Annotated in this window: 21 protein-coding genes and 1 pseudogene; 6 read left to right on the forward strand and 16 right to left on the reverse strand. The window is 73.4% G+C overall.

Annotated features, from left to right (window positions below):
• Positions 1–111 precede the first annotated feature (111 nt).
• Positions 112–306, forward strand: a pseudogene (locus ABIH81_RS00725) (DUF397 domain-containing protein).
• Between the two features lie 39 nt (positions 307–345).
• Here ABIH81_RS00725 and ABIH81_RS00730 read toward each other — a convergent pair.
• The 7 genes from ABIH81_RS00730 to pcaF form a co-directional block, all read right to left on the reverse strand.
• Complete coding sequence (locus tag ABIH81_RS00730) at positions 346–723, reverse strand: nuclear transport factor 2 family protein (RefSeq protein ID WP_349878488.1); 378 nt, start codon at positions 721–723, stop codon at positions 346–348.
• Between the two features lie 30 nt (positions 724–753).
• Positions 754–2,328 carry an amino acid permease gene (locus ABIH81_RS00735; RefSeq protein ID WP_349878490.1) on the reverse strand — a complete coding sequence of 525 codons (1,575 nt, stop codon included), beginning with the start codon at positions 2,326–2,328 and terminating at the stop codon, positions 754–756.
• Between the two features lie 261 nt (positions 2,329–2,589).
• Positions 2,590–3,336 carry an MBL fold metallo-hydrolase gene (locus ABIH81_RS00740; protein ID WP_349878491.1) on the reverse strand — a complete coding sequence of 249 codons (747 nt, stop codon included), beginning with the start codon at positions 3,334–3,336 and terminating at the stop codon, positions 2,590–2,592.
• Positions 3,337–3,383: 47 nt separating this feature from the next.
• Complete coding sequence (locus ABIH81_RS00745) at positions 3,384–3,884, reverse strand: DUF456 domain-containing protein (protein ID WP_269701405.1); 501 nt, start codon at positions 3,882–3,884, stop codon at positions 3,384–3,386.
• Between the two features lie 88 nt (positions 3,885–3,972).
• Positions 3,973–6,123: an EAL domain-containing protein gene (locus ABIH81_RS00750; RefSeq protein ID WP_349878492.1), complete on the reverse strand. Its 2,151-nt coding sequence runs from the start codon at positions 6,121–6,123 to the stop codon at positions 3,973–3,975.
• Positions 6,124–6,127: 4 nt separating this feature from the next.
• On the reverse strand, positions 6,128–6,946 hold the full coding sequence (locus ABIH81_RS00755; RefSeq protein ID WP_302903700.1) for an SAM-dependent methyltransferase: 819 nt from the start codon (positions 6,944–6,946) through the stop codon (positions 6,128–6,130).
• Between the two features lie 116 nt (positions 6,947–7,062).
• On the reverse strand, positions 7,063–8,268 hold the full coding sequence (gene pcaF, locus ABIH81_RS00760) for a 3-oxoadipyl-CoA thiolase (RefSeq protein ID WP_349878493.1): 1,206 nt from the start codon (positions 8,266–8,268) through the stop codon (positions 7,063–7,065).
• A gap of 98 nt (positions 8,269–8,366) precedes the next feature.
• Here pcaF and ABIH81_RS00765 point away from each other — a divergent pair, with 98 nt between their 5' ends.
• The 4 genes from ABIH81_RS00765 (at position 8,367) to ABIH81_RS00780 (ending at position 12,544) form a co-directional block, all read left to right on the forward strand.
• A complete protein-coding gene (locus ABIH81_RS00765) occupies positions 8,367–9,332 on the forward strand; it encodes a glutathione S-transferase C-terminal domain-containing protein (RefSeq protein WP_349878494.1) in 966 nt (321 codons plus the stop codon).
• Positions 9,325–9,993 (forward strand): DUF998 domain-containing protein, encoded by a 669-nt coding sequence (locus ABIH81_RS00770; RefSeq protein WP_349878496.1) that lies wholly within the window; start codon positions 9,325–9,327, stop codon positions 9,991–9,993. Before ABIH81_RS00765 ends, ABIH81_RS00770 begins: the two co-directional genes overlap by 8 nt.
• A 136-nt stretch (positions 9,994–10,129) precedes the next feature.
• The gene (locus tag ABIH81_RS00775) at positions 10,130–11,410 is read left to right on the forward strand and encodes a dicarboxylate/amino acid:cation symporter (RefSeq protein ID WP_349881264.1); all 1,281 of its coding nucleotides are present in this window, start codon (positions 10,130–10,132) and stop codon (positions 11,408–11,410) included.
• A 66-nt stretch (positions 11,411–11,476) separates the two neighbouring features.
• Positions 11,477–12,544 (forward strand): NADH:flavin oxidoreductase/NADH oxidase, encoded by a 1,068-nt coding sequence (locus tag ABIH81_RS00780; RefSeq protein WP_349878498.1) that lies wholly within the window; start codon positions 11,477–11,479, stop codon positions 12,542–12,544.
• A gap of 21 nt (positions 12,545–12,565) precedes the next feature.
• Here ABIH81_RS00780 and ABIH81_RS00785 read toward each other — a convergent pair whose 3' ends face one another.
• The 6 genes from ABIH81_RS00785 to ABIH81_RS00810 form a co-directional block, all read right to left on the reverse strand.
• A complete protein-coding gene (locus ABIH81_RS00785; protein ID WP_349878499.1) occupies positions 12,566–16,051 on the reverse strand; it encodes an ABC transporter ATP-binding protein in 3,486 nt (1,161 codons plus the stop codon).
• Positions 16,052–16,141: 90 nt separating this feature from the next.
• Positions 16,142–16,735: a TetR/AcrR family transcriptional regulator gene (locus ABIH81_RS00790; RefSeq protein ID WP_349878501.1), complete on the reverse strand. Its 594-nt coding sequence runs from the start codon at positions 16,733–16,735 to the stop codon at positions 16,142–16,144.
• Positions 16,736–16,745: 10 nt separating this feature from the next.
• The gene (locus ABIH81_RS00795; protein WP_349878502.1) at positions 16,746–18,896 is read right to left on the reverse strand and encodes a YhgE/Pip domain-containing protein; all 2,151 of its coding nucleotides are present in this window, start codon (positions 18,894–18,896) and stop codon (positions 16,746–16,748) included.
• Entirely contained in the window at positions 18,893–19,600 is a 708-nt protein-coding gene (locus tag ABIH81_RS00800) for an ATP-binding cassette domain-containing protein (RefSeq protein ID WP_349878503.1), read from the reverse strand. Before ABIH81_RS00800 ends, ABIH81_RS00795 begins: the two co-directional genes overlap by 4 nt.
• A gap of 93 nt (positions 19,601–19,693) precedes the next feature.
• Positions 19,694–20,533: a GNAT family N-acetyltransferase gene (locus tag ABIH81_RS00805; RefSeq protein WP_349878505.1), complete on the reverse strand. Its 840-nt coding sequence runs from the start codon at positions 20,531–20,533 to the stop codon at positions 19,694–19,696.
• A 64-nt stretch (positions 20,534–20,597) separates the two neighbouring features.
• Positions 20,598–21,824, reverse strand: a complete 1,227-nt coding sequence (locus ABIH81_RS00810; RefSeq protein WP_349878506.1) for an MFS transporter — start codon at positions 21,822–21,824, stop codon at positions 20,598–20,600.
• A 121-nt stretch (positions 21,825–21,945) separates the two neighbouring features.
• Between ABIH81_RS00810 and ABIH81_RS00815 the strand changes: the two genes are divergently transcribed.
• Entirely contained in the window at positions 21,946–22,533 is a 588-nt protein-coding gene (locus tag ABIH81_RS00815; RefSeq protein WP_349878507.1) for a PadR family transcriptional regulator, read from the forward strand.
• Positions 22,534–22,611: 78 nt separating this feature from the next.
• Here the strand turns inward: ABIH81_RS00815 and ispG are convergent, their stop codons facing one another.
• From ispG to dxr, 3 genes are read right to left on the reverse strand one after another with little or no spacing between them, the layout of a single operon-like run.
• Positions 22,612–23,787 carry a flavodoxin-dependent (E)-4-hydroxy-3-methylbut-2-enyl-diphosphate synthase gene (ispG, locus tag ABIH81_RS00820; protein WP_030504228.1) on the reverse strand — a complete coding sequence of 392 codons (1,176 nt, stop codon included), beginning with the start codon at positions 23,785–23,787 and terminating at the stop codon, positions 22,612–22,614.
• Positions 23,788–23,796: 9 nt separating this feature from the next.
• Positions 23,797–25,044 (reverse strand): site-2 protease family protein, encoded by a 1,248-nt coding sequence (locus ABIH81_RS00825; RefSeq protein ID WP_349878509.1) that lies wholly within the window; start codon positions 25,042–25,044, stop codon positions 23,797–23,799.
• Positions 25,041–26,255: a 1-deoxy-D-xylulose-5-phosphate reductoisomerase gene (dxr, locus tag ABIH81_RS00830; RefSeq protein WP_349878511.1), complete on the reverse strand. Its 1,215-nt coding sequence runs from the start codon at positions 26,253–26,255 to the stop codon at positions 25,041–25,043. Before dxr ends, ABIH81_RS00825 begins: the two co-directional genes overlap by 4 nt.
• Positions 26,256–26,271 lie beyond the last annotated feature (16 nt).

Genomic DNA, 26,271 nt, shown 5'->3' on the forward strand with positions numbered 1-26,271 from the left:
CCCACAGGCCGCCACGGGGCGACCTTGGCGAGTTCTTGTTCGCACCGAACGACAACTCGCCAAGATCTGCTGGTGACCGACGTCCTAGCTCCGGAAGAGGTGAACGCAGTCATGGATCTGAGCGGCGCGACCTGGCGCAAGGCGACTCGGAGCGGCAACGCCGACTGCGTCGAGGTGGCCGACAACCTCCCGGGAGTGGTGCTGGTGCGCGACAGCTAGGACCGCGACGGCGCCACCCTCCACGTCACGCCGTCCTCGTGGCAGTCCTTCCTCGCATTGGCCAAGCAGACCGGGCCTGCGACCTGACCGACAAGCCGTCGCCGAGATCTCCGGACGGCCCGGTACTCACATCGGCTGGACCCAGGCGGATCGCCACTGCGGGGACGGGTCCGCGCCGAGGCTCGTCCAGTACTCCCGGCCGTCGACGATCCGCCCGTCGCGCACGGTCCAGAACGACGCCACCCGGTGCACGCCCATCTCCTCGTGCGGCACCTCCACCTCGGACACCACCGTGTCGCCCGACGCCACCACCCGCAGCACCCGGATCGACCAGCCCTCCGGGTACTCGGCGTTGATCTTCACGTAGTTGTCGCGGCCCACGATCCGCTCGGCGCTGACCGGCCACTCGACCACCACGTCGTCGGCCAGCAGGTCGCCGACGCCGGTCCAGTCCCGGGCCTGCATGCGATCCCACAACGCGCGTACCACCGCTTCCGCCTCCATGGCCGGATCATGGCAGGCCCCACCGACACGTCACGACGGCTCGGCGGGCTCGGGCTCGGGTTCGGGCTGGTCGACGGTGCGGCGCGGGCCGGTGAACCACTTGCGGGCCGAGGCGTACCACCAGATGCCGACACCCAGCAGCACGCCGCCGACCGCGATGGGCGCGTAGTTCACCGCCGTCCAGCTGAAGTCGGGGTTGCCGGGCACACCGGCCGGGACGATCGGCAGCACGAAGTAGACCGAGATGACAGCGATCTCGACCACCGCGATCCAGCCGAGCAGCTTGTAGCGCCGGCCGAGCGTCCACGGGCCCGGCGTGAACCGGTCACCCATCCGCAGCCGCAGGAAGATCGGGATGATGAAGGACAGGTACAGCCCGATCACCGCCACCGACACCACCGCGTAGAACGCGACCGGAATGCCGCCGCGCTGGTAGAGCGCGGGCAGCGTGAGCACCAGCCCGGCCAGCGTCGCGCCGATGATGGCGTTGACGGGCGTGCCGTTGCGGTTCACCTTCGACCACAGCCGCCAGCCGGGCACCGCCCGGTCCCGGCTGAACGCGTACGCCATCCGCGACATCGACGTCACGCAGCTCATGCCGCAGAAGAACTGCCCGATGGTGGAGATGATGATGACGGCCTTGAAGAAGAACGGCGTCAGCGCGGACTCGAAGATCGCCCCGGAGAAGCCGCCCGCCTCGTTGATCGCGTCCACGTCGGTGGCCGCGAACAGGAACGCCAGCAGCAGGATCCAGCCGCCCACCGCGGAGTAGAAGATCGACCGCCACAGCCCCTGCGCGGCGGCCTTGGAGGCACCCCGGGTCTCCTCGGAGACGTGGGCGCAGGCGTCGAAGCCGGTGATCGTGTACTGCGTGAGCAGGAAGCCCAGCGGCAGCACGTAGAACCAGAACGCCAGCCCGCCGGTGTCGCCGTCACCGAAGCCGGAGTTGTTGAACCGCTCGGTGAAGACGAACTGGAAGCTCTGGTGGTTGTCGGGGACCAGGACCAGGATCAGCACCACGGCGGCCGCGCCGGCCACGTGCCACCAGACCGAGACGTTCTGGAGTACGTCGATGATCCGGTGCCCGTAGATGTTGATCAGCCCGTGCAGCGCGAGGATCACCACGAACAGCCCGAACGTATGGTGCCCGGTGCCGGCCCAGCCGTCGAACAGCGCCGACAGCGTCAGGTTGAGGAACGTGGCGCAGCCGTAGTCGACCGACGCGGTCACCGCGACCAGCCCGATCAGGTTGAGCCACCCGGTGAACCAGCCGTGCACCGGCCGGCCCATGGTCGCCGCCCACCAGTAGATCCCGCCCGCGGTCGGGTACGCCGACACCAGCTCGGCCAGGCAGAACCCGATGATCAGGATGAACAGCGAGATCAGCGGCCAGCCCCAGGAGATCGCCACCGGGCCGCCGTTGTTCCACGCCTGGCCGAACGTGGTGAAGCAGCCGGCCAGGATCGAGATGATGGAGAACGAGATCGCGAAGTTGGAGAAGCCGCTCCACTTGCGGCGCAGCTCCTGTTTGTAGCCGAGTTCGGCGAGTCGTCGGGCGTCGTCGTCCATCGGCTGCTCGGCGGTCGGCGCGGGCGTCGTGGCCACTGCACACCTCCTCGAGGCGATGCTCGTGCGAGTGCTCGCAGTGTGCTCCCAGCCGATCAAGGAGGTCAATACGTGCGCCGGTAATTGCGTTGTCGCCGGATCCCACGGGGGGCATCATTGTGGGCGTGACCAGGCCCGACCCGACGGGCCGGCACCGGGCGCTCGGCAACGCCCGGTCCGCGGCGGCGCGCGGCGTCCACCTCTCTCTCACTGATGTACGGCGATCGGCCGTACCCTCCGGACGCCCCGCGCCGCCGCTCCCTACCGGCCGACGGTCACCGTGAGCCCGGGCGCGGCCACCTCCACCGGGCCGGCGAACCCGCGCCGTACGGCGGCCAGCGCGTCCCGCGGCTCCGTCCCCGGCCACAGATGGGTGAGCAGCACGCGCCTCGCCCCGGCCTCGGCGGCGTACCGGCCGACCTCGGCGGCGCTGGACAGGTTGCCCGCGTGCCGCTGCGGGATGTCGTCCGGATAGGTCGCCTCCGCGATCAGCAGGTCCGCGTCGCGGGCCAGTTCGACGAGCGCCGGGCTGTGTCCGGTGTCCCCGGTGTAGGCGAGCACCAGGCCCGCCGCCGAGAACCGGGCCCCGGCGTTCGGCACCCAGTGCGGCAACGCGAACGTCCGCACCTCGTACGGCCCGAAACGCAGCGTCTCCCCCGGGGTGAACCCGGTCATCCGGTACCCGGGTTCGATCAGGCCCGGCTCGTCGATCGCGAGCAGTCCGGCGAGGCTGTCCGTGGGGGCGTACACCGGCAGGGGCGGCCCGGACCGGTTCGCGAGCACCCGCGCGCGGACCAGCGGTTGCAGATCCGCGCAGTGGTCGGGGTGGCCGTGGCTGACGTAGACGGCGTCGACGTGCTCCGCCCTCGTGAGCGCCAGCAACGGTTGCAGCGTCGCGTAGCCGGGGTCGATCAGCAGCCGGAAGCCGTCGTGTTCGACGAGGAAGCCGGCGCAGGGCTGGTGGGCGGTGGGGAAGGCGCCGAGGCCGCCCAGGACGGTTGTCCGCATCCGGTCGACCGTACCGGTGGGGTGGTCGCCGGGTGGTCCGGCGACGGTCAGACGAACAGCAACCCCGCGACCCACAGCGCGGCGATCATCAGGCCGGCGGTGAACTCCAGGACCATCGACAACCCGGCCGCCTTGAGCGCCTGCACGGTGGCAGGCCAGGCGAGCCGGGTGTCGCCCAGCCGCAGCCGTTCCGCGCCGAAGATCCCGCCGACGAAGCCGATCGGCAGCCCGACCACCGGGATCACGAAGAACCCGACCACGCCGAGCAGCCCGCCGGCCAGCAGCGAGGTGGTGGGCACGCCGGTCCGCTTCAGGTTGCGCCCCGGCCACAGGTACTTGAGCACGGTGCCGCCTGCGGCGATCACCGTGGCGGCGGCGAGCACCGCCCAGCGGCCCGGCCCGGCATCGCCGAACAGCGTCCACACCAGCACGCCACCCCAGCACAGTGGCAGCGCCGGCAGCCCCGGCACGATCACTCCGGCCAGGCCGGCGACGATCGCCAGCGCGGCGACCACCGACACCACTGCCTGCGAATCGGTGAGGCTCACCGGTTCTCCCTTCCTCGCCTGCCGCGTGCGCGGGAGGTGTTAAGCGGGGCCCCCTCCTCTACCGGAGGCGTTAACAGGGGGCCCTTCCTTACCCGCCCAGGCGGGCGCGGATGCCGTCGGCGGGCATCGGGGCGCCGAACAGCCGGCCCTGCCCGGTGTCGCACCGCAGCGCCCGCAGCCGTTCGGCCTGCACCTCGGTCTCCACCGCCTCGGCCGTCACCGACAGCTCCAGCGCGTGCGCCAGCCGGACCAGCGCGTCCACGATCCGCTCGTCCCGGTGGTCGGCGACCGCGTCCGCGCCGTCGCCGCGTATCCCCTCGACGAACGGCCCGGCCAGCTTCACGCAGTGGATCGGCAGCCGCCGCAGGTACGCCAGGTTCGAGTAGCCGGTGCCGAAGTCGTCGATGGCCAGCCGCAGTCCGAGGCCGGCGAGCTGGTGCAGCGTCCGCAACGGCTCACCGGCGCTGCCCATGACGGCGCTCTCGGTCAGCTCCAGCTGCAACAGCTCGGCCGGCAGGCCGGTGTGCTGCAACGCCTCGGCCACCGTCTCCACGATGGCCGGGTCGTCGGCCTGCCGGGCGGCCAGGTTGACGCTCACCACAGGCGTGGTGTCCGGGTACGCGCGCCGCCACGACTCGGCGTCGCGGCACGCCTGACGCAGCACCCAGGCGCCGAGCCGGACGATCAGGCCGGTCTCCTCGGCCAGCCCGATGAACCGGTCCGGCCCGATCAGCCCCAGCTCCGGGTGCTGCCAGCGCACCAGCGCCTCGACCGCCACCATCGTGCCGTCCAGCAGCGACACGATCGGCTGGTAGTGCAGCACGAACTCGCCCCGGTCCAGTGCGGCGGGCAGGTTGGCGGCCAGCGAGGAGCGGGCGATGTCGGCGGCGCTGCGCTCCGGGTCGTACACCGCCCAGCGACCCCGGCCCTCCGCCTTGGCCCAGTAGAGCGTCGTGTCGGCGGCCTTCATCAGGTCGCCGACGCTCGTCTCCGCCGCCGGGCACTCCACGATGCCGATGCTCGCCGACACGGCGAGCTGCTGGTCACCGACGTGCACCGGCGCGGACACCGCGGCCAGGGCCAGCTCGGCGACCTCCACCGCGTCGTCGATGCCGCCGTCGGAGTCGACCAGGATGACGAACTCGTCGCCGCCCATCCGGGCCACCAGGTGGCCGCGCCCGGCCACGCAGTCGCTCAGCCGGCGGGCGATCACCTTGAGCAGCCGGTCGCCCAGGTCGTGGCCGAGGCTGTCGTTGACCGCCTTGAAGCCGTCCAGGTCGATGAAGCAGAGCCCGACGCGCTGGTCCGGGCCGGCGCCCTCGAAGACCGCGCCGAGCTGTTCGAAGAACAGCGTCCGGTTGGGCAGGCCGGTCAGCGGGTCGTGCAGCGCCTGGAAGCGCAGCCGCTGCTGCAACTCGTACCGCTGGGTGATGTCCTCCACCATGGCGACGGTGAACCGGGGCCGGCCGTCGTCGTGCCGGATGAGCGACACCGCGAGGTCGGTCCAGACCACGGTGCCGTCCTTGCGGTAGTAGCGCTTCTCCACCCGGGCGCTGTCCCGCTTGCCCTCGATCAGCTCCTGGTACAGCTCCCACATCCCGGCCGCGTCGTCGGCGTGGAACAACGCCGACACGTTGATTCGCCGTATCTCCGCGACGGTGTAGCCGAGCATGTCCGCGAAGGACTGATTGACCTCGATGATCTGCCCGTCCACCCCGGCGATGCCGATGCCGATGGCGGCGCCGGTGAAGACCGCCCGGAAACGCGCCTCGCTGTCCCGCAGCGCCTGCTCGACGGTGTCCCGGGCCTGCCACGCGGACCGGGCGATCCGCTCCTGCTGGCTGAAGACCCGGTCGCGCAGCGCGCGGGCGAACCCGGCCGCGAACGCGCCCTGGAGCAGCGCGACCCGCTCGCGCAGCTCCGGCGACTCCGTCCGCGACGGCAGCACCCAGGGCAGGAACCGGTCGCCGAGCGCCTGCACCGACCAGTCGAGCACGCCGGGCTCGGTGAGGTGCGCCTCGACCAGGGCACGCCCCACCTCCTCCGCCGGGCGGGCGGAGAAGGTGGGGGCGACCAGGGCCTCGCCGAGCCGCTCGGTGAGCGGCACCAGCAGGCGCTCGGTTTCGGCCGCGCTCAGCGGAACGAACCCGATGCGGCGCACCGCCCGAGCCCACTCGGCGGCGTACGCGGCGGCGCCGGGCCGGCTGACGTCTCCCCCGTCGCTGTCCGGGGCGCGCATGGGCTCAGCCGGCTGCGCGGTCGTGCCGGGCGACGCCGCCGAAGGCCCCGAACCGCTCCGGGTGCTCGTCCACGTCCGACGGGGAGTCGGGCCGCCACAGCGGCATGTGCACCACGCCCGGTTCGAGGATCGTCCAGTCGCCGAAGAAGCCGGTGATCTCGGCCCGCGAGCGCAGCGTGATTTCGGTGGCGGTACGCGCCGACAGCCGCTGCGCGTCCAGCATCTCCTGCGGCTGGTCCTCGAAGGTGGAGTGGGAGATGACCAGGTAGCTGCCGGGCGCGGCGGCGGCGCGCAGGGTGGCCAGGATGTCGGCCGGGCGGTCGGCGTCGGGCACGAAGTGCACCACGCCGGCGAGCAGGATGCCCAGCGGCCGGTCGAAGTCGATCAGGCCGCTGGCGCGGGCGTGGTCCAGGATCAGCTTCGGCTCGCGCAGGTCGGCCAGGACCGCGGTGGCCCGGTCGTTGCCGGCGAGCAGTTCGTGGCTGTGCGCCACGGCCACCGGGTCGATGTCGACGTACACGATGCGGGCGTCCGGGTTCGCGGCCTGGGCGACCTCGTGCACGTTGCCGACGGTGGGGATGCCGGAGCCGATGTCAAGGAACTGGTCGATGCCGGCGTCGAGCAGCACCCGTACGGCCCGGCGCAGGAACTCCCGCCCGGAGCGCATGGTGGCGGCCAGGTTCGGCGTCATGGCCGCGATCTGTTCGGCGAGCTGCCGGTCGATCTCGAAGTTGTGCGCCCCGCCGAGGAAGTAGTCGTAGACCCGGGCAGCGCTCGGCCGGCTCAGGTCGATCTCGGTGGGCAGGCTCTCCGGCGTCTGCATCGCTCGGTCCCCCAGGTCGTCGTCCGCCGTCGATGGCGGATCATGTGGTCCAGACCACTCTAGGCCGGTCCGGCCAGGTACGGGAGATCCACCGGCGGCGATGCTGCCGGCCCGGGTCAGGCGGCCGATTCCAGCAGCAGCGAGATGCCCTGGCCGACGCCGATGCACATGGTGGCCAGCGCCCGCCGCCCGCCCCGGCGGCGCAGTTCCAGCGCGGCGGTCAACGCCAGCCGGGCGCCGCTGGCGCCGAGCGGGTGACCGAGCGCGATCGCCCCGCCGCCCGGGTTGACGTGCTCGGCGTCCTCCGGCAGGCCCAGCTCGCGCAGCACCGCAACCGACTGCGCGGCGAACGCCTCGTTCAGCTCGATCACGTCGACGTCGGCGAGCGACAGGCCCGTCCGGTCGAGCAGCTTCCGGGTCGCCGGGACCGGGCCGATGCCCATGATCCGCGGCGGTACGCCTGCGGACGCGGCACCGCGTACCCGGGCCAGCGGGGTGAGGCCGTAGCGTTCGACGGCGGCCGCGGAGGCGACGAGCAGCGCGACGGCGCCGTCGTTGACGCCGGAGGAGTTCCCGGCGGTCACCGTGCCGCCCTCGCGGAACGGGGTGGGCAGCGCGGCGAGCTTCGCAAGCGTCGTCTCGCGCGGGTGCTCGTCGACCTCGACCAGCTTCGTCTCGCGCTTGCCGGCCGGCACCGTCACCGGGACGATCTCCTCGGCCAGCCGGCCGTCGGCCTGCGCCTTGGCGGCCCGCTGCTGCGACCGGTACGCGAAGGCGTCCTGCGCGGCCCGGTCCACGCCGAACTCGGCGGCGACGTTCTCCGCCGTCTCCGGCATCGAGTCGATGCCCCAGCCCTTGCGCATCAGCGGGTTGACCAGCCGCCAGCCGATCGTGGTGTCGTACACCTCGGCGGTGCGGGCGAACGGCGTGGCCGCCTTCGGCATGACGAACGGCGCGCGGCTCATGCTCTCCACGCCGCCGGCCACCATCAGGTCGGCCTCCCCGGCGACGATCGCGCGGGCGGCGGAGGCGAGCGCGTCCAGGCCGGAGCCGCAGAGCCGGTTGACGGTGCTGCCCGGCACCTCCTCCGGCAGGCCGCCGAGCAGCGCGGCCATCCGGGCCACGTTGCGGTTGTCCTCGCCGGCCTGGTTGGCGCAGCCCAGGATCACGTCGTCGGTGCGGGCCCAGTCGACCGAGGGGTGGCGGGCCACCAACTCGCGGACGACGTGCGCGGCCAGGTCGTCGGGGCGGACCCCGGCCAGCGCGCCGGCGTACCGGCCGATCGGGGTGCGGACTCCGGCAACGAGATAGGCCACTGTCATCGCGCGTACGTCCTTCGGGGGTGGGAAGGGGTCGGTCGGCGGGTCTCGGGGATACCCGGCGTCAGGATATCCGTGACCGGAGCGGATAGGTTTGCCGCATGTCCGGGGCTCAGTTCAGCGCAGAGAACAGCGGCGGCGGCGCGTTCGTCCGCCAGCCCAACCGGTTCACCGGACGGGTCACCCCGCACTCCACCTCACCGGAGGGCGGGGGGCCGGACGAGCAGGGGCGCTGGCCGCTGGAGGCGGGGCGCTACCGGCTGATCTGGTGCCGGGCCTGCCCGTGGGCCCACCGGGCCCGGATCGTGCGCGGCCTGCTCGGGCTGGACGAGGTGATCTCGCTGGGCACCGTCGACCCGATCCGGGACGAGCGGGGCTGGCGGTTCGCGCTCGACCAGGACGGCTTCGACCCGGTGCTCGGCATCGGCTTCCTGTCCGAGGCGTACCTGTCCACCGACCCGGACTACACCGGCCGGGTGACGGTGCCGGCGCTCGTGGACACGCTCACCGGACGGGTGGTCACCAACGACTATCCGCAGCTCACGCTCGACTTCTCGACCGAGTGGCGGCGGTTCCACGCGCCGGACGCCCCGGACCTGTACCCGGTCGAGCTGCGCCCGGAGATGAACGCGCTGATGGCGGAGATCCACCGGGACGTCAACAACGGCGTCTACCGGTGCGGCTTCGCCACCTCCCAGGAGGCGTACGACGAGGCGTTCATCGCGCTGTTCGCCCGCCTCGACGCGCTGAGCGAGCGGCTCGCCGGGCGGCGCTACCTGATGGGCGGCACGATCACCGAGGCGGACGTGCGCCTGTTCACCACGCTGGTGCGCTTCGACGTGGCGTACCACGGGCACTTCAAGTGCAACGAGCGCAAGCTCACCGAGATGCCGGTGCTCTGGGCGTACGCGCGGGACCTGTTCCAGACGCCGGGCTTCGGCGAGACGGTGGACTTCGACCACATCAAGCGGCACTACTACGCCACCCACGACATGATCAACCCGACCCGGATCGTGCCGCTCGGGCCGGACCTGTCCGGCTGGACCACCCCGCACGGACGTGGCTGAGGACACAGGCCGCCGGATCGCCGCCGCGTTCGCCGCCGTCTGCCTGGCGGCCGGCGTGGCCGCGGTGACGGTCGCGGTGGTCGCCGGTCCCGGTCCGGGCCCCGCCGCGTACGTGAGCGAAGCGGGCATCACGGACAGCGGGTACGCCGGGGCGTACCGGGTGGGGATCTTCTCGGTGGCCGCGTCGCTGCTGCTGCTCGCCGGGGCGCTGCCACCGGGGTCGCGCGCGGCGGCCGGGCTGCTCGGCGCCGGTGCGGTCGCCACGGTGGTCTCCGGCGCGGTGACGTGCAGTGAGGGCTGCCCGCTGCCGCCGTTCGAGGCGACCACGGTGGCCGACCTGGTGCACGGCGGGGCCAGCATCGCGGCGACCGCCGCGGTGGTGCTCGCCATGCTGGTGCTGCTGTTCTCCCCGGCCGCGGACCGGGGGCTGCGGCGGATCGCCGCGATCGGCGCGGCGCTGGCGCTGCCGGTGGCCGCCGTGGTCGGGCTGGCGCTGCTGCTGGTCGGGCGCAGCACGCTGCTCGGGGTGTCGGAACGGGTGCTGCTGGCAGTGGCCGCCGCCTGGGGACTGGCCACCTCGGGCTACCTGGCTGTAAGGAGCCTCACCGGCTACGGTCCTTCCGTTCCGGCGCGGGAGGAGAGTAACGTTCCGCGACGATGACCAATGTCTGGTGCCTCACCGAACGCCTGTACGTCGATCTCCGACGGCAGGCCAGCGGCGTCTGTCCGGCGTAGCGCCACGCCCCGACGCCCGCCTTCCCTCTCCAGACCTTGGATTCGTCCTCATGACCTCCGTCCTGCGCAGAATTCCCTTCTCCGTCCAGATCCTGCTCGGCCTCGTGCTCGGCGTGGCGCTGGGTTTCCTCGCCCGCGCCGCCGACCTCGCCTGGCTGGCAAGCACGCTCGACACCGTCGGCGGCCTCTTCGTCCAGTTGCTCAAGCTGGCCGTGCCGCCGCTGGTCTTCACCGCCATCGTGGTCAGCGTGGTCAGCCTGCGCGGCGTCGCCAACGCCGCCCGGCTCGCCGTCAAGACGCTGCTCTGGTTCGGCGTCACCGCGCTCATCGCGGTGAGCATCGGCATCGGCATCGGCCTGCTCACCGACCCCGGCCGGGGCGTCAACCTGGACCCGGCCGGCGCCACCGCGCCGAAGACCACCGGCTCCTGGATCGACTTCCTCACCGGCATCGTCCCGACCAACCCGGTCGGCGCGTTCGTCGAGGGCAACGTCCTCCAGATCGTCTTCCTCGCCCTGGTGGTGGGCGCCGCCGCGCTGCTGGTCGGCGACGCCGCCGAGCCGTTCGTGGCGCTCAACCGCTCGCTGCTGTCGATCGTGCAGAAGGCGCTCTGGTGGGTCATCCGGCTCGCCCCGATCGGCACGCTCGGCCTGATCGGCAACGCCGTCGCCTCGTACGGCTGGGATCTACTCGCCCCGCTCGCGAAGTTCACCACAGCCGTCTACGTCGGCTGCGCCCTGGTGCTGTTCGTGGTCTACCCGGTGCTGCTGGCAGTGGCCGGCAGGCTCAACCCGCTGCGCTTCTTCGCCGGCGCCTGGCCCGCCATCGAGCTGGCGTTCGTCTCCCGCTCCTCGGTGGGCACCATGCCGGTGACCCAGCGCTCGGTCGAGCGCCTCGGCGTCCCGCGTGAGTACGCCTCCTTCGCGGTGCCGTTCGGCGCCACCACGAAGATGGACGGCTGCGCGGCCATCTACCCGGCGCTCGCCGCGATCTTCGTGGCGCAGGTGTTCGGCGTGGACCTGGGCGTCACCGACTACCTGCTGATCGCGTTCGTCTCGGTGGTCGGCTCGGCCGCGACCGCCGGCCTGACCGGCGCGATCGTCATGCTCACGCTGACCCTGAGCACGCTGGGCCTGCCGCTGGCCGGCGCCGGCCTGCTGCTGGCCATCGACCCGATCCTGGACATGATCCGTACCGCCACCAACGTGGCCGGGCAGGCCGTCGTGCCGACCATCGTGGCCGCCCGGGAGGGCACGCTCGACCGGGCCGCGTACGACTCGGCCGGCAAGCGTGACCTGATCGAGCCGGTCGAGACCGAGCGGCTCGACCCCGTACCCGCCTGATCCACACCCTTCCGGGTGCGTCCCCGACCGGGGGCGCACCCGGAGTCATGACCGGAGGATCTGAGTATGAGCGCCCTGTTCACCCCGCTCGCCCTGCGCGGCGTCACCCTGCCCAACCGGATCGCGCTGGCGCCCATGTGCCAGTACAGCGCCGGACCCGACGGCCTGCCCACCGACTGGCACCGCGTCCACCTGGGCTCCCGCGCGGTCGGCGGGGCCGGGCTGGTGATCACCGAGGCGACCGCTGTGGTGCCCGAGGGCCGGATCAGCCCGCAGGACACCGGCCTCTGGTCCGACGCGCACGTCGACGCGTGGCGTCCGATCACCGCGTTCGTCGCCGCCCACGGCGCGGTGCCGGCCGTGCAGCTCGCGCACGCCGGGTTCAAGGCGTCCACGTACCGGCCGTGGGCACCCGGGCGCGGCGGCGTGCCGGACGCCGAGGGCGGGTGGACCCCTGTGGGCCCGGGCGACCAGCCGTTCGTGCCGGACTACCGCACGCCGACCGCGCTGGACGAGGCGGGCATCGCGGCCGTGGTGGACGCCTTCGCCACCGCCGCCGGACGGGCGCTGGACGCCGGGTTCGCCGCCGTGGAGATCCACGCCGCGCACGGCTACCTGCTGCACGAGTTCCTGTCCCCGCTGACCAACCGGCGCACCGACGGCTACGGCGGCGACCGGGCCGCCCGGATGCGGCTCACGCTGGAGGTGGCCCGCGCGGTACGCGCCGCAGTCGGCGAGTCCGTGCCGGTGCTGACCCGGATCTCCGCCACCGACTGGACCGACGGCGGCTGGACCGTCGAGGACAGCGTGGTGCTCGCCGGTGAGCTGGCCGCCGCCGGGGTCGACCTGATCGACGCCTCCTCCGGAGGCGCGGCGGTCCAGGCGTCCATCCCGGTCGGACCCGGCTACCAGGTGCCGCTCGCCGCCCGGATCCGCCGCGACGCCGGGGTGCCGACCGGCGCCGTGGGCCTGATCGTCGAGCCCGAGCAGGCCGAGCAGATCGTGGCCGGCGGCGAGGCGGACCTGGTGCTGCTGGGCCGGGAACTGCTGCGCGACCCGTACTGGCCGCGCCGCGCCGCCGCCAAGCTCGGCGCCACCCCGGCCTGGCCCGACCAGTACACCCGAGCCGTCTGACCTTCTACCTGCCCCGCTGGGTCACCCGGCCAGGTGGTTCCAGCGGGGTTCCAGGTCGGTCCAGGTGCCCTGGTCGGCCACCGTGCCGTCGATCAGCACCACCACCCGGTCGGCCCGCACCAGGGCGGCCCGCTTGGCGGTCGAGCCGACCACTGTCACCCCGTGCTCGCGCAACGCCGCCCACAGCGCCAGCTCCGTGCTCACGTCCAGCGCCGACGACACGTCGTCGGCCACCAGCAGCTCGGTACGCGGGGCGAGCGCCCGGGCCAGCGCCAGCCGCTGGAGCTGACCGCCGGACAGCCGGGTGCCCTTGTGCCCGATCAGCAGCCCGAGCCCGCCCCCGGCGGCGGCCAGGTCGTGTTCGAGCTGGGCGGTCGAGACCGCCCCGGCGGCGTCCACCTGGTGGCCGAGCGCGATGTTGTCGGCCACCGTGCCGGAGAGCACCCGGGGCAGCTGGCCCACGTACCCGACCTGGTTGGGCCGCAGAAACATCTCCGGCTCGGTGACCGGGTCGCCGTTCCAGCGCAGCTCGCCGACGTGGTGCACGATCCCGGCGAGCGCGCGCAGCAGCGACGACTTGCCGGATCCGACCGGGCCGACGACCAGCACCAACTGTCCGCGCTCGACCACCAGGTCGACGTCGCGGACGGCGAGCGTGCCGTCGGAGTGCAGCGCGCCGAAGCCGGACAGCTCCAGGCGGCGCAGCGGGTGCCGGGGCGGCGGCTCGGGCGCGGGCGCGGTGCCGGCGACCAGATCGAGCCCGGGCACCGGCGCGGCGTACACGGCCTCACCGGTCATCGCCACCGTCCGCTTGGTCCACACCCGCGCCGACGGGTACTGCGAGACCAGTGACGCGGTGGTCCACGCGAACCAGCGGGCCGCGCCCAGGGTGGAGACGGCCACGAGCGTGGCACCGGCGGACAGCTCACCGGCCAGGTAGAGCGCCCACGCGGCGATCGGCAGCAGGCCGCTCGCGACCGACGGGGTGGACCGGGCCCACACCTGCATGGCGATCTCGCGTCGCTGCCGCTCGCTGCGTACCTCGTCCAGCCGGGCGAGGTGGCGCAGCACCGGACGGGTCGCTCCGGCCAGCTTCACCGTACGGGCGGCGGACAGCGCGGACACCAGCGCGGTGGCGAACGCGGCGCGCGCCTTCACCGTGCCGGCCGCGGTGCGTTCCAGCCGGGGCCCGAACAGCGTCGCCGCCAGCCCGGAGACCACCATCGTGCCGACGAAGAACACCGCCGGCACGAAACTGCCGGTCACCAGCGTCATCGTGACCACGATGGTCAGCGAGATGAACTGGTCCATCAGGTTGTCCGCGAGGTGCACCACCCGGTCGGTGTCACCGCCCTGTGCGACCACCTCGGCCGGGGTGTGCCCGCTGACCCGGCGCGCGCCGGTCTGCCCGTGCACCAGCCGGGCACTGATCCGCAGCATCTGCCGGATCCACCACTGCGGGAACCACAGGTTGGTCAGGTACGGCAGCGGCAGCACCACGAGCAGCGCGGCCACGATGCCCAGCGCCGGCAGCCACGGGTCGCCGCCGCCGACCACGTCGGCCCAGAGCCAGGGCAGCACCGCGCCGTCCATCCCGAGCACAGTCATCACGATGAACAGCGCGACCGAGATCAGGCCGTACCGGGGGTCGTTGAAGCCCAGCCGGAGGATCTCCCGCATGGTCCGCGCGGGGGGCGCCGGCGGCGCGGGTGGCGGGTCGGTGCGCGGCACGGCGGCCGGCCGCGTCGCGGGCGCGGCCGGTGTGGCGGGCGCGTCGTCCCAGGCGGGCGCGTCGAGCAGGTCCACGCCGCCGCGCCGGGCGCCCACCCCGGCGTACGCCCCGGCGTGGCTGGTGGCGAGCAGCTCGGCGAAGCGGGCCGACTCGCGCAGCGGACCGGCCTCCAGCACCGCGCCGTCGGCCATCACGACCACCTCGTCGCAGCGGCGCACCGAGGAGAGCCGGTGCGCGATGACGATGCCGATCCGGTCGGTGAGCAGCCGTTCGGTGGCTTCGCGTACCCGGTTCTCGGTGACCGGGTCGAGCCGCGCGGTGGCCTCGTCGAGGATCACCACGTGCGGGTCGCGGACCAGGATGCGGGCGAACGCGACGAGCTGCTCCTGCCCGGCGGAGAGCACGTAGCCGCCGTCGCCGAGCCGGGTGTGCACGCCGTCGGGCAGTTCGGCGATCCAGCCGGCCAGGCCCAGTTCGGCGAGCGCCCGCTCGGCGGCGTCCAGCAGCTCCGGGTCGAACAGCGCCACGTTCTCGGCGAGCGTGCCGGCCAGGATCTCGGTGCGCTGCGGCACCACGGCGATCCACCGGCGCAGTTCCTCCACGTCCAGGTCGACCACGTCGGTGCCGCCGAGGAACACCGTGCCGCGCGGCACGTCCACCGCCCGGGTGAGCACCTTGGCCAGCGTCGACTTGCCCGAGCCGGTACGCCCGACGAGCGCGTACGAGCGGCCGCGGACGAAGTCGAGGTGCACGTCGCGCAGCGCCGGCCCGCGGTCGTCCCCGCCGGCCGGGTAGCGGTAGGTGAGCCCGCGCACGGTCAGGTCGCCGTCGGCCGGGGCGGTCCCGCCGTCGGGCTCCTGCGGCGACCCGGCCAGCAGTTGCACCCGGCCCCACGCGCCGAACGCCTGTTGCAGGTGCGGCACCCAGCGGGCGATCTGCTCGACGGTCGCGCCGAACGCGATCGCCAGCAGCCAGATCGCGGTGAGCCGGGCGGCGTCGACCCGGCCGGTGGCGAGCGCCCACGCGCCGCCCAGCACCACCCCGGCGATGCCGACCCGGACCGCGCCGGCGGCGATCGCGGTGACCCGGGCGGAGAGCCGGAACACCCGCCCGCACCGGGCGATCACCTCGGCCGCGCGGCGGGCGTAGAGGCGCAGCACGTACGGCCGGGCGAGGCTGGTGCGCACGTCGTCCTGCCCGTGCACCGCCTCCTCCATCACGGCCGCGAGGTCGGACCACGCCTCCTCCTCGGCCATCCGGGCCGGGGCGATCCGGGCGGTCGGGCGGCGCAGCGTCACCGCGAGCAGCGAGATGAGCAGGATCATGCCGACACCGGCGGGCCACCAGACGATCAGCGCGCTCACCGTCGCGAGGGCGCAGACCGCGAGGCCCTGCGCCAGCCGTACGCCGGTGTTCCGCATCTCGGCGGCGACCTGGTAGACGTCGTTGTCGATCCGGTCGAGCAGTTCGCCGACCGGCGTGGTCTCCAGGGTGGGCAGATCCTGGCCGAGCGCGACCCGGCAGAGCCGCCGCCGCACGTCGGCCGACCAGTCGGCGGTGAGCCGGGCCATGATCAGGCCGATCAGCAGGTCGGTGACGACAGCGGCGACGAGCGCGACGGAGAGCGCGACGAACCAGCCGGACGAGCGGTGCACCAGCACCGGCCCGGCCAGCGCGGAAGCGGCCGCCTGACCACCGGCGCCGAGCACGATCAGCAGCAGGACCGCCGCCATCCGGCGGGGCGCCGTGGCCCAGAGATCTCGGAGCAGGCGCATGGAAGGTCCTCCGGACTCGGATCGGTGGGGGCGGTGCCCTCACCCTCGCCCTTCCGGCGGCCCGGAATCAACCGAATTACCGACCGCCGGTCAGGTCCGGGCGACCCGCCGGACGATGCCGAGCAGCGACTCCTGCACCTCGTCGATCGGCCGCTCCGGCGAGAAGACCAGCCAGTCCACCGCCACCACCAGCCCGACGCCGAACAGCGCCGAGCTGGCGGTACGCACGTCCAGGTCAGCCGGGAGGTCGCCGCTGTCCACCCCGGCCCTCACCGTCTCGGCGATCACCGCGATGGCCTCGCCGCGCAGCAGCCGCAGCGTCTGCTGCCACTCCCGGTTGGTCCGCCACATCTCCGAGAGCAGGAGCTGGGCGAAGGCGCGGTAGCGGCGGATGTACTCCAGCTGGGCGCGGACCAGCGCGCCGAGCGCCTCCAGCGGCGGCAGCCCGTCGACGGCGGCCCGGAACTCGGCGGTGAGCAGGCCGATGCCGTGCCGCAGCAGTTCCTCGAACAGGACGGTCTTGGACTCGAAGTTGTAGTAGACGGTCCCCTTCGCCACGCCGGCCCGGGCCGCGATGTCGTCCACTGTGGTGGCCGAGAAGCCCTGCTCGGCGATGAGGTCCACCGCCGCCACGAAGAGTCGCTGGCGGGTGTCCTCGCGCCGGCGTGTCCGTCCGTCCGTCACCGGCTCATCCTCACATGGTCAGTTCGGGGTGCAGCTTGGCCGGGGTCAGCCGCCGGGAGCGGCGGGCCGCGCCGACTGTCAGCGCCATCGCGCCCAGCCCGAACGCGAGCAGCACCAGCGCGGCGGTGACCACCGGGGCGGTCGTACCGCCGTTGATGGTGTGCCGCAGGCCGTCCACCACGTACGTCATCGGCAGCCAGGGGTGGATCGCCTGGAAGAAGCCGGGCGAGGTCTGCACCGGGTAGGTGCCGCCGGACGAGGTGAGCTGGAGCATCAGCAGCGCCAGCGCGGCCAGCCGCCCGGCCGGGCCGAGTGCCACGCCGAGCAGTTGCGTGATCGCGGTGAACGCCAGCGAGGTGAGGGCGAGCAGCCCGAACGTGGCCGGGCCGTGCCTCGGGTCGAGCCCGAGCCCGAGCGTCACCACCGCGTAGAGCACCGCGACCTGGGCCAGGCCGATCCCGGCGGCCGGGAGCCACCCGGCGAGCACGACCCGCCAGCCGGGCGCGCCGGACATCACGTGCCGCCGGTTGACCGGCCGCAACAGCATGTACGTGATCATCGCGCCGACCCAGAGCGCCAGCGACAGGAAGTAGGGAGCGAAGCCCACGCCGTACGAGCCGGCCGGGTTCTGCGAGTCGCGGATCAGGCCGACCGGGTCGCCGAGCACGCCGGCGCGGGTGGCCGCGTCGTCGTACCCGGGCAGTTTCCGTTCCCCGGCGGCGAGCCCGTCGGCGAGGTCGCCGGCGCCGCCCTCCAGGCGGGTCAGCCCGTCGACCAGCCGGTTGCTGCCGCTGCCGAGCTGGGCCAGGCCGCCGTCGAGCTGGCGGGCGCCGCTGGCGAGCCGGTAGAGCCCGCCACGCAACTGGTCCGCGCCGGTCGACGCGTCGCCGAGTCCGTCGCGGAGCTCGGCGCTGCCCTGGGCCAGCGTGGCGAGCCCGCCGGCCAGCTCGTTCACCTTGGCGCGGGCGGAGGCGACGTCGTCGGCCAGGTGCGGCGCGGCGGCGGCCACCTCGCGGGCGGTCTTCGCCACGTCGGTCATCTGCTTGCGCAGCGTGGCCATGTCGGTCTTGTCCAGCGCGGCCACCACGGACCGGGCCTGCGTGACGGCCCGGTCGGCGGCCTTGCGGGCGGCGGCGAATCCGGGATCGTCCGCCAGCTCGGGGTGTTCCTTCGCGACCGCGTCGAGCCGGTCGCGGACCTCCTCGGCGCTCGCGACCACCTCGGCGGCCTTGCCCGGCAGCGCGTCCAGCCCGGCGGCGAGCTGCTGCGCGCCGTCGGCGACGAGCGTGGCCGCCTTCTCGATCCTGTCGGCGTTGCGGCGCAGCACCGGCTCGTACCTGTCGGCGGCGGCGTTCACGGTGGCCGCCGCGGCCTTGGTCTCGGTGGCGGCGCGCCCGGCGCCGTCGGCGAGCTGGGCGGCGCCGGTACGCAGCTGGTCGAGGCCCTTGGCGAGCTTGTCCGCGCCCTGGACCGACTGGTTCAGGCCACCGGCGAGCTGCCCGGCGCCGTCCTCGGCGTCACCGAGCCCGTCGGCGATCTTGTCCGCGCCCTGCTGGGAGCTGCCGAGCCCGTCGGCGATCCTCCCGGCGCCGTCGGCGGCGCGTCCGGTCTCGGCCTTGGCGTCGGTGAAGCCGATCAGCATCTTGTCGAAGTACGTGGCGGCGGTGCTCTGCGCCGCGGCGGCCCGGATCTCGCTGAACGCCGACCGGGCCAGCAGGCCGGAGAGGTAGTTGGTGGCGTCGTCGTTGACGACCTTCAGCTCGCCCTGCCGGGCCGGGCGGTCCGGTTCCGGGCCGGCGGCGAGGGTGGCGGAGAAGTCCTCCGGGATGGAGAAGATCAGGTGGTAGCGCCCGTCGCGCAGCCCCTTGGTGGCGTCGGCCTGGTCGGTCACGGTCCAGCCGAACACCCGCCGGTCGAGCAGCTTCTCGGTCAGGTCGCGGCCGGCGTGCACCTCGCTGCCGTCACCGGCGGTGGCCGGGCGGTCGGCGTCGACCAGGGCGACCGGGATCCGGTCCATCTTCCCGTAGGGATCCCAGAACGCGTACAGGTAGAGGGCGCCGTAGAGCAGCGGGACGATGGTGAGCACCGCCAGCGCGGCGCGTGGCAGCCGGCCCCGGGTCATCCGGCGCAGCTCGAACAGGGCCAGTCGCAGGACGCTCATGCGGGTACCTCGGCGGGCTCGGTGGGAACGGTCAGGGCGGGGACGGGCGGGACCGGGTCGCCGATGCGGTGCACGGTGGCGGCCACTCCGGGCTCGACGGCGCGGGCGCTGGCGACCACCGCGTACCCCTGGCCGGCGAGGCGTTCCAGCGCACCCCACATCCACTCCCGCTCGGGGCGGTCGGCGCCGGCGTCCACGTCGTCGGCGACGATCAGGCTGGGGCCGCCGAGGCTGGCCAGCACCAGCCCGAGCACCTGGCGCTCGACCGGGGTGAGGTCGCGGCCGTACCGGTCGGGGTCCAGCGGCGCGTCGGTGAGCCCGGCGCCGGCGATGGCTGCGGCGTAGGCGTCGCGGCGGTAGGCCCGGCGCGCCCGTACCGCTGCCACCGGGACCAGCCGGCGCCGGCGGCGTGGCACCGGGCCGAGCAGCAGCAGGCGTTCGGTGATGTGCTCGGCGACGGTGAGCGTCGGGTCGGGTTCGTGCACGCCCGCCACCTGGCCGAGCGCGGCCGGGCCGCGGCGGCGAAGCTCGCCGTGGTTGTGCGGGAAACACCCGGCCAGCGCCAGCAGCAGCGAGGTGCGCCCGCTGCCGGGCGGGCCGGTGACGGCGTGCAGCTCACCGCTCGCGGCGGTGAGGTCGACGTCCCGGTAGACCCAGCCGCGGCGGGTGCGCAGCCCCAGGCCGCCGGCCTCGACGATGTTCATCCCGACCCCGAATTCCGAACTGACTAGTCAGTACAAAAACATGCCCAGCATAGCGCCGGGTGTCCGGTTCGGGACGTCTGGCGGGAGTGATCCTCAGAACAGCACTGTGGCGAGCGTGCCGACCGGGCGGAAGCCGCAGCCCTCGTAGACCCGGCGGGCGGGCAGGTTGAAGTCGTTGACGTAGAGGCTCACGGTGGGCGCGACCCGCTCCAGCGCGTCGCGGACCACGGCGGCCATCGCGGCGGTGGCGATGCCCCGGCCGCGCCACTCGGGCGCCACCCAGACGCCCTGCACCTGCGCGGTCCGGCGGGTCACCACTGCGAGCTCCGCCTTGAAGATCACCCGCCCGTCGACGAAGCGGGCGTAGGCGCGGCCCGCGCGTACCAGCTCGGTCACCCGCCGCCGGTAGCCGCGCCCGCCGTCCTCGGCCAGCGGCGACACCCCGACCTCCTCGGTGTACATCGCCACCGCCGCCGGGAACAGCCGGTCGACCTCGTTGCCGCGCACCCGCCGCACGTGCGGGTCGGGCGCCACGGCGGGCAGCGCGTCCGTCGCCAGCAGCGGCTGGTTCGGGCGTACGTCCCGAGCCGGCCCCCAATGCGCGGAGAGGCGGTCCCAGAGCCCGAGCACCGCGTCGGCGCGGCCCACGATCGAGGAACAGAGCCGCTCCTCGGCGCTCAACTGGTCGGCGAACGCGGTCACCGCCGACTCGGACGCGAGCACCGGGGTCAGGTTGCCGCCCAGCCAGCAGATCGACTCCAGGTGCCGGCGGGAGCCGTACCCGAGGATCCGCGCCTCGGCCCGCCACCAGGCCAGCCCGCGTGCCGCCACCCGCTCGGCGACCTGCGCGCCGGCGTACGGGTCGAGGTCGAGCAGCCGCTCGACCGCGCGGCGCTCCGACTCCCCCAGTTGGCGTACCGGCACCGTGAGCACGGCTACCAGCCTGCCAGATCCACCCCGGCGTGCGCGGGCCGACCGGGCACCTGCCGCACGGCGCTCAGCCGACCGGCGCCGGCGCCGGTTCGGGCGCCGCCGGCCGGGTCCGGGCGGCCCACCGCACCACCGGCGGCACCAGCGCGCCGAGCAGCAGGAACACCACACCGAGCACCAGCCAGCCGGGTACGCCCCAGCCGATCGCGAGCGTGGTCACCACCACCGGGGCGACCATCGAGCCGAGCTGCATGCCCATCCCGTACGCGCCCTGGTACTGCCCGTGCGCGTGCGCCGGGGCCAGGCCGAAGGAGATGCCCCAGCCGGCCGCCGCGTGCCACAGCTCCCCCACGACGTGCACCAGCGCGCCGGCCAGCAGCAACGGCACCGCCACCGCGACCGGTACGCCGCCTCCGGCCGCGAACAGCGCGCAGGCGACCGCGAGCAGGACACCCGCCCGGCGGGCGGCCCGGCCCGCGCCGGTCAGGTCCTCGGTGCCCCGCGAGGCGCGGACCTGGAACAGGATCACCACCACGGTGTTGACGAGCAGACAGGCGGAGATCAGCCAGTTCGGCGCGGTGGTGTGCCCGGCGATCCACAGCGGCAGGGCGATGTTGATCAGCGAGAAGTGCATGGACATGAGCCCGTCCAGCACGGTGAAGGCGAGGAACGGGCGGTCCCGCAGCGCGATCAGCCGTGGCCCGTGCGCCGGGGCGGGCATCGGCGGCACCGGCGGGAGCCGCAGCAGCACCGCTGCCGCCAGCACGTAGGTGGCGGCGTCGAGCAGGATCAGTGTGACGTACGCGCCGCGGGTGTCGGCGGCGAGCGCGAACCCGGCCAGCACCGTGCCCACCGAGATGCCGACGTTGGTGACCGCGCGCAGGTAGGCGCGGGTGCGTACCCGCTGGCCGGGCGGGACGGCCCCGGCGATCAGCGCGCCCCGGGCACCACGGGTGCCCGCGTCGGCGACCGCCATCAGCACGCCGACGACCAGGAATCCGGTGAACGAGCGCACGGTGACCAGGGCGGCCGTGCACCCGGCCGAGGCGAGCAGCGCGGCCATCTGGAGCCCGCGCGGGCCGAGGCGGTCGGCGAGGTAGCCCATCGGCGTGCTCGCCACCAGGCTGACCAGCGCGGTGAGCGTGAGCGCCACGCCGACCTGGGTCACTGAGAGCCCGACCGACCGGGTCAGGAACAGCGCGCTGGCGGTGAGCCAGGTGCCCCGCCCGACGGTGTTGACGAGCGTGGAGAGGGCGAGGGTCCGGGACGGGCCCGGTTCGGGAAGCAGGCGCACACCCGCACCCTAGCAATACGTACGTACGGTTTGCAGCCCGGTTTGCTCGACGTCTTGTCGCCGATGCATTGCCGATATATCGTCGATGCATCAGTGATACGGCGACAGAAGGAGAGAACTGATGGGTTTCCATCGACGCATGCACGCCATGCACGACGAGATGCGCCGCCATGGCGGCTTCGGCTTCCCGCCCGTACCCCCGGGCCCGCCGCCCTTCTCCCCCGGGCCCCACGGTCACGGGCGGGGCCGGGGCGGGCGCGGACGCGGCCGGCGGCCCAACGTGCGCGGCGCCGTGCTGGCCCTGCTCACCGAGCGGCCGATGCACGGCTACGAGATGATCCAGGAGATCGACTCCCGCACCGGCGGGGCCTGGCGGCCCAGCCCCGGCTCGATCTACCCGACGCTGCAACTGCTGGAGGACGAGGGGCTCATCGCGACCGCCCCCGACTCCGAGGGCGGGCGCAAGCGGTTCGCGCTGACCGAGGCGGGCCAGGCCGAGGCGGCCGGCGCGGCGCAGACCCCGCCCTGGGCGGAGTTCGCCGAGCAGACAGTCAACAGCTGGCACGACATCCGCGACGCCGGCGCGCAGGCCATGCAGGCGCTGCGGCAGGTGATGACCACCGGCACCGACGACCAGCGCGCCCGGGCCGCCCAGGTGCTCGACGAGACCCGGCGCAAGCTCTACGCCATCCTCGCCGAGTCCGAGTGAGCGCTCGCAGCGGCCCGCGAACGCGCGTGCGGCCGCCCCCGATGTCGGGGACGGCCGCACGGTGACGCGGAAACCGGATCAGTGCACGGTGACAGTGGCGCCACCCGGCACCAGGTCACGCAGCTCCTCGGGGATCTCGGCGCCCATCTCGTCGGCGATCCGCAGCGCCTCCTCGATCAGCGTCTCCACGATCTGCGCCTCGGGCACGGTCTTGACGACCTTGCCCTTCACGAAGATCTGGCCCTTGCCGTTGCCCGAGGCCACGCCCAGGTCGGCCTCGCGGGCCTCGCCCGGACCGTTCACCACGCAGCCCATGACCGCGACGCGCAGCGGCACCGGCAGGCCCTCCAGGCCGGCGGTGACCTCCTCGGCCAGCTTGTAGACGTCGACCTGCGCCCGGCCGCAGGACGGGCAGGAGACGATCTCCAGGCCACGCTCGCGCAGGCCCAGCGACTCCAGGATCGCGGCGCCGACCTTGATCTCCTCGACCGGCGGGGCGGACAGCGAAACCCGGATGGTGTCGCCGATCCCCTCGGCCAGCAGCGCACCGAACGCCACCGCCGACTTGATCGTGCCCTGGAACGCCGGGCCCGCCTCGGTGACGCCGAGGTGCAGCGGGTAGTCGCACTTCTCGGCCAGCAGCCGGTACGCGCGGATCATCACCACCGGGTCGTTGTGCTTCACCGAGATCTTGATGTCCCGGAAGCCGTGCTCCTCGAACAGCGAGCACTCCCACAGCGCCGACTCCACCAAGGCCTCGGCGGTGGCCTTGCCGTACTTGGCCAGCAGGCGCTTGTCCAGCGAGCCCGCGTTGACGCCGATCCGGATCGGCACACCCGCGTCGCCCGCGGCCCGCGCGATCTCCTTGACCTTGTCGTCGAACTGCCGGATGTTGCCCGGGTTCACCCGGACCGCGGCGCAACCGGCGTCGATCGCCGCGAAGACGTACTTCGGCTGGAAGTGGATGTCGGCGATCACCGGGATCTGCGACTTCTTGGCGATCGCGGGCAGCGCCTCCACGTCGTCCTGCGACGGCACGGCGACCCGGACGATCTGGCAGCCGGACGCGGTCAGCTCGGCGATCTGCTGGAGCGTGGCGTTGACGTCGGCGGTGAGGGTGGTGGTCATGGACTGCACCGAGACCGGCGCGCCACCACCGACCGGCACCGAACCGACCATGATCTGGCGGCTGGCCCGGCGCGGGGCCAGCGGCGGCGGCGGTACGGGGGGCATACCGAGACTGACAGCGGTCACTTCAGGCACTCACCTTGAGAAGAGCGTGATGGGGTTGATGACATCAGCGGTGACGGTCAGCAGCGTGAACGCGCCACCGATCAGGATCACCGCGTACGTGAACGGCATGAGTTTGAGGTAGTCGACGCGGCCGGGATCGGCGCGGCCGATGCGCGCGTAGAGCCAGGACCGCGCCCGTTCGAACCAGGCGATGGCGATGTGGCCGCCGTCCAGCGGGAGCAGCGGCAGCAGGTTGAACACGCCGATGAAGAAGTTCAGCGACACGAAGAGCATGAAGAACACCAGCCAGGCGTTGTTCTCCACGGCCTCGCCGCCGAGCCGGCTGGCGCCCACCACGCTGATCGGGGTGTCCACGTCACGCTCGCCGCCGGTGATCGCGTCCCACAACGCGGGCACCTTCTGCGGGATGCGCTGCATGGCGTGCGCGGTCTGCACGGCCATGGTGCCGGTGAAGTCGGCGGTGGCGCCGAACGCGGCGACCGGGCCGTACTCGACCCGGGTCGGGGTGCTGGGCGAGAGCGCCACGCCGAGCGCGGAGACCGCCGAGGTGGCGCCCTTCGGGTCGCCCAGCGGCGGACGCTGCACCGAGGCCAGGTCGACCCGCGCCTCGTCCGGCCTGCCGTCACGCACGAAGGCGACGGTGGCCGTGCCGGGCGGGGTGGCGCGGACCACGTCGAGCATGTCGCCCCAGGTGGAGACCGGCTTGCCGTTCACCGCGGTGATCCGGTCGCCGTCCTTGAGCTGGGCCTGGGCGGCCGGGCTGGCCGGGTCGCCGGACTCGCAGGCGCGGGCCGCGTTCTCCACCACCACGCACGGCGCGATGGCGATCACCGCCGGCTCGGCCCGGAAGCCGGCCTCGGTGCTGGGGAACTTCGGGTTCGGCAGCCCGACCGACACCGCGATGATCCAGAGCGCGATCAGGGCCAGGGCGAAGTGGGTGATCGAGCCCGCGGACATCACGATCGTCCGCTTCCACACCGGGTAGCGCCACATGGCGCGCTTCTCGTCCCCCGGCTCGACGTCGTCGTCCTGCGGGGTCATGCCGACGATCTTGCAGAAGCCGCCGAGCGGGATGCCCTTGATGCCGTACTCGGTCTCGCCCCGCTTGAACGACCAGAGCGTCGGGCCGAAGCCGACGAAGTAGCGGGTGACCTTCATCCCGAACGCCTTGGCGGTCAGCATGTGCCCCGCCTCGTGCAGGCTCACCGAGATGAGGATCGCCAGGGCGAACAGCACCACCCCGAGCAGATAGCTCATCGAGCTCCTTCCACCGACCCGACGATGATCTCCTGGGCGTGCGCCCGTGCCCACGACTCGGCGGCGAGCACGTCCTCGACGGTACCTGGTTCGCCGAAATCGGGAGCGTCCTCCAGCACCCGCTGGAGGGTGTCGACGATGCCGAGGAACGGCAGCCGGCCCGCGACGAACGCGGCCACGCACTCCTCGTTCGCCGCGTTGTAGATCGCCGGGCGGCAGCGCCCGGCCTCGCCCGCCGCCTTGGCCAGCGCGACCGCCGGGAACGCCGCGTCGTCGAGCGGGAAGAACTCCCAGGTGTGCGCGCTCGTCCAGTCGACCGCCGAGGCGGCGCCGGGCACGCGGTCCGGCCAGCCGATACCCAGCGCGATGGGCAGCCGCATGTCCGGCGGGCTGGCCTGGGCGAGCGTGGAGCCGTCGGTGAACTCGACCATCGAGTGGATCACCGACTGCGGGTGGACCATCACCTCGATGTCGGCGTACGGCACGTCGAACAGCTCGTGCGCCTCGATCACCTCCAGCGCCTTGTTGACCATCGTGGCCGAGTTGATCGTGACGACCGGGCCCATGTTCCACGTCGGGTGCGCCAGCGCCTGCTCCGGTGTGACGGCGGTCAGCTCGTCGCGCCGCCGCCCCCGGAACGGGCCGCCGCTGGCGGTGACCACCAGCCGCCGCACCTCGCCCCGGGCGCCGCCGCGCAGGCACTGCGCCAGCGCCGAGTGCTCGGAATCGACAGGGACGATCTGCCCCGGCCGCGTCACCGCGCCCTTGACCAGCGGGCCGCCGGCCACCAGGGACTCCTTGTTGGCGAGCGCGAGGGTACGCCCGGCGTGCAGCGCGGCCAGCGTCGGCGGCAGGCCCAGCGAGCCGACCACACCGTTGAGCACCACGTCGCACGGCCACTGCGCCAGCTCGGTCATCGCGTCCGGCCCGGCCACGATCTTGGGCAGCTTGAAGTCGCCGGTGGCCCAGCCACGCCGGCTCGCCTCGGCGTAGAACGCGAGCTGGAGATCCTGCGCGGCGGACGCGCGGGCCACACCGACCGCCTCCACGCTTAGTTCCAGCGCCTGCGCGGCCAGCAACTCCACGTTGCCGCCACCCGCGCCGAGGGCCACCACCCGGAAGCGGTCCGGGTTGCGCTTGACGATGTCGATGGCCTGGGTGCCGATCGAGCCGGTCGAGCCGAGCAGCACGAGATCTCGGGGAGTGGTCACCGGACCATTGTTCCCC

The sequence above is a fragment of the Micromonospora sp. HUAS YX12 genome, assembly GCF_040215685.1.
GTDB lineage: Bacteria > Actinomycetota > Actinomycetes > Mycobacteriales > Micromonosporaceae > Micromonospora > Micromonospora tulbaghiae.

Excerpts from the sequence above, each read along its gene's own strand:
- ABIH81_RS00800 (WP_349878503.1), bottom strand. The coding sequence starts at position 19,600 with ATGAACATCGTCGAGGCCGGCGGCCTGGGGCTGCGCACCCGCCGCGGC.
- ABIH81_RS00815 (WP_349878507.1), top strand. The coding sequence starts at position 21,946 with ATGGGTTTCCATCGACGCATGCACGCCATGCACGACGAGATGCGCCGC.
- ABIH81_RS00750 (WP_349878492.1), bottom strand. The coding sequence starts at position 6,123 with ATGCGCGCCCCGGACAGCGACGGGGGAGACGTCAGCCGGCCCGGCGCC.
- ABIH81_RS00755 (WP_302903700.1), bottom strand. The coding sequence starts at position 6,946 with ATGCAGACGCCGGAGAGCCTGCCCACCGAGATCGACCTGAGCCGGCCG.
- ABIH81_RS00730 (WP_349878488.1), bottom strand. The coding sequence starts at position 723 with ATGGAGGCGGAAGCGGTGGTACGCGCGTTGTGGGATCGCATGCAGGCC.
- ABIH81_RS00785 (WP_349878499.1), bottom strand. The coding sequence starts at position 16,051 with ATGCGCCTGCTCCGAGATCTCTGGGCCACGGCGCCCCGCCGGATGGCG.
- pcaF (WP_349878493.1), bottom strand. The coding sequence starts at position 8,268 with ATGACAGTGGCCTATCTCGTTGCCGGAGTCCGCACCCCGATCGGCCGG.
- ABIH81_RS00795 (WP_349878502.1), bottom strand. The coding sequence starts at position 18,896 with ATGAGCGTCCTGCGACTGGCCCTGTTCGAGCTGCGCCGGATGACCCGG.
- ABIH81_RS00825 (WP_349878509.1), bottom strand. The coding sequence starts at position 25,044 with ATGAGCTATCTGCTCGGGGTGGTGCTGTTCGCCCTGGCGATCCTCATC.
- ABIH81_RS00765 (WP_349878494.1), top strand. The coding sequence starts at position 8,367 with ATGTCCGGGGCTCAGTTCAGCGCAGAGAACAGCGGCGGCGGCGCGTTC.
- ABIH81_RS00740 (WP_349878491.1), bottom strand. The coding sequence starts at position 3,336 with ATGCGGACAACCGTCCTGGGCGGCCTCGGCGCCTTCCCCACCGCCCAC.
- ABIH81_RS00780 (WP_349878498.1), top strand. The coding sequence starts at position 11,477 with ATGAGCGCCCTGTTCACCCCGCTCGCCCTGCGCGGCGTCACCCTGCCC.